Source organism: Microcystis sp. CS-574 (genome assembly GCF_028329095.1).
GTDB classification, from domain to species: domain Bacteria; phylum Cyanobacteriota; class Cyanobacteriia; order Cyanobacteriales; family Microcystaceae; genus Microcystis; species Microcystis ichthyoblabe_A.
In genome coordinates this window covers 1-2,703 of sequence record NZ_JAQMSY010000062.1, presented here as the reverse complement: position 1 = coordinate 2,703, position 2,703 = coordinate 1, and the positions used below count along the sequence as shown (strand labels likewise).

Annotated in this window: 2 protein-coding genes and 1 pseudogene; 2 read left to right on the top strand and 1 reads right to left on the bottom strand. The window is 44.8% G+C overall.

Annotated features, from left to right (window positions below; all coding sequences use genetic code 11):
* Positions 1–166: 166 nt before the first annotated feature.
* Positions 167–1,108 (top strand): glycosyltransferase family 2 protein, encoded by a 942-nt coding sequence (locus PN470_RS04155; protein ID WP_271935425.1) that lies wholly within the window; start codon positions 167–169, stop codon positions 1,106–1,108.
* Positions 1,109–1,315: 207 nt separating this feature from the next.
* Complete coding sequence (locus PN470_RS04150; protein WP_272103773.1) at positions 1,316–2,518, top strand: hypothetical protein; 1,203 nt, start codon at positions 1,316–1,318, stop codon at positions 2,516–2,518.
* 56 nt (positions 2,519–2,574) lie between these two features.
* Here the strand turns inward: PN470_RS04150 and PN470_RS04145 are convergent.
* A pseudogene (locus tag PN470_RS04145) lies at positions 2,575–2,703 on the bottom strand (RNA-guided endonuclease TnpB family protein); the annotation flags it as partial.

Below are 2,703 nucleotides of genomic sequence, written 5' to 3'. Positions count from 1 at the left end.
GTGTGGGGTGTGGGGTGTGGTGTGTGGGGAGATGGGGAGAATAAATAAAAATAGTCTCCTCAATCCTGTCTCCTCAATCCTGAATGAAGATTGTTGATTTTTGCGGGAGGTCTAATCAAGAAACCGAGGTTATTTGGTAAGCTAAAACGATAATCTTGACCCCCGAATGCCCGTGCTGATCAGTGTTGTCATCCCTACCTACAATCGCCAAGCAATCTTAAAAAAATGTTTACTCGCCCTAGAAAATCAGCGTTTAACCGATAATAAGGTGGAAAACTACGAAATAGTCCTTGTCGATGATGGCTCTACCGATGGGACGATCGCTTGGCTAGAAACTCAAAAGGCTAATTTACCCCACCTGCAACTGTGGCAACAGGATCACGGCGGACCGGCGATCGCCAGGAATCTGGGGGTAGAAAAAGCTCGTGGTGATACGATTATTTTTATCGATAGCGATCTGGTAGTGACAGAAAATTTTTTGCAAGCCCACGCCGACGCTTTAACCGCCGGGGCAGCAAGTCTCGGTAGCGATCGCTTATTTACCTACGGCAGCGTCATTAATACCTGTAACTTCGAGCATCCCACCAGTGAACCCTATAAAATCACCGATTTCTCCGCCGCCTATTTTGCCACGGGCAACGTGGCGATCGCCAAAAAATGGTTATTAGCGGCGGGGTTATTTGATACTCAGTTTCAACTCTACGGTTGGGAAGACTTGGAATTAGGGGTGAGATTGAAGCAATTGGGACTAAAATTAATTAAATGTCCTGAAGCCGTTGGTTATCATTGGCATCCCCCCTTTAATCTCGCTCAAATTCCCAATCTCATCGATAAGGAAATTCAACGGGGACGAATGGGAGTGCTTTTCTATCAAAAACATCCCACTTGGGAAGTGCGGATGATGATTCAAATGACTTGGATTCACCGACTTTTGTGGGGTTTACTTTCCCTAGGCGGAACCCTGAATGAACGCAGCCTCTCCCCGCTGTTACAATGGTTAATCGATCGAGGTAAACCGCAATTAGCCCTAGAAATTGCCCGCATTTTTCTCAATTGGTACAACGTGCGCGGCGTTTATCAAGCTTATCGGGAAATGCAGCCTCAGTGAAATGTCTTGCCAAACACCGATGCGGTGTGACAGGATTTAGCATCGACAACCGACTCCCTAAAACCAGAGACTTTGTACCTCACCATATTTGCCGAGAAAAAACTTAATATTTTCTTTCTTTTTTTGATAATTGCTGCCACAATCAAAAGCAATCGGCATAGAGAGCGGCGGATTACAAGTAAATTTTCCTAGAGGAGGAATCCCATAATGAGTATCGTCGATATTTTAATCGGTTTTGTCGGTGGAGGTGCGATCGGGGGTGGGGCTTTATATGCCCTGCAAGAGGGAAAAATCAAGGAAGCACTGCAAAAACAGGAGAAAATTCGGGCGGATTTAGGTGAAACGGAAGCGGAGTTAGAAGATACCAAAGGACAGTTAAAACGACTCGAACTCTCCCAAGAACGGATTGGCAATATCGAAGCCACCTATAGAGAAGAAGTGGCTAAATTACAAAAAGAGTTAGAAGACAGCCAAGGACGTTTACAAGAATCAGCCGGCGCAAATTCAGTTCAAGCCATGGAAGTTGCCTATAAAACCCAAATTCAGGAACTTGAACAGGAATACGAGACTAAAATCGAGGAATTGCGCCAAAGCTATCAAAGTCAAATTCGCGAGATTATCGACGGCAAGCAAGCAGAAATGGAGGCCCTGCGTCAAAGTCAACAGGCGCAGATTCTAGAATTAGAAAAGGGCTATCAGTGGCAAATTCAACAACTAGAACAGAGTTATCAAAGCCAACTGTTAGAACTACAAAACGACACCCAAACAATCCAAACTGGGGAAGAAATCAATCCTTTTGATGGTTTTATCACCGAAGAAACCCTAGGATTGGAGCCAGAATTTGCTCCCGAAACGCTGCTAAAAGCCACAGTTTCTGAACCAGAATTCGTCAGTGAAATCAATACTTTTGATGGTTTTATCACTGAAGAAAATCTAGATTTGGCAGCGGAATTCACTCCTGAGATGGAGATGTTTGACGAAGAGGAAGAAACTAGAATGATCGGTAGCCTAGAAGAATTATCGGGTAATTACGATCAGAGCTACAGTCAAGAAACCGTTGGCAGTGTCACGGGTTTCCCTGATTTATTAGCCACCGACTCAGAAAAATTCGCCGCTGCCCCAAATTCTCTAGATGACTTATTTGCCGATATTACTGACAGCAATAGCCCAGAATTATTCGATCCTTTTGCTGCAGAAACCCCTAAAGTTGAATCTAACCGCCAAAATGTTGCTTCTGTTCCGAGTTACCAAGAGGAACTAGATTTCTTCAGTATGTGGGATGATGAAGGAGTGGGCGATCTAGAATCCCTGCCTTCTGAGGAAGAATTTCCCCTTGATGATCTATTTAGCGATGATTTATTCTCCGATGGAGATAATACCAAAACCACGATGCCAGAATCTCATCAGTAGGTGGATTGCCCGCTTTGACATCCTCACCGCCGTAAACGGACGGCGATTCCCAAACCTCACGATTTGGGTTTCTGCTTCTTTCCCGAAGGATTTTTCGCACCTGCCTTAACAGATTTACTCTGTTCTGGTCTTATGGTCGCTCGACAGACTGACACCGCAAGCCCTGCGGCCAAAATATTTTTACT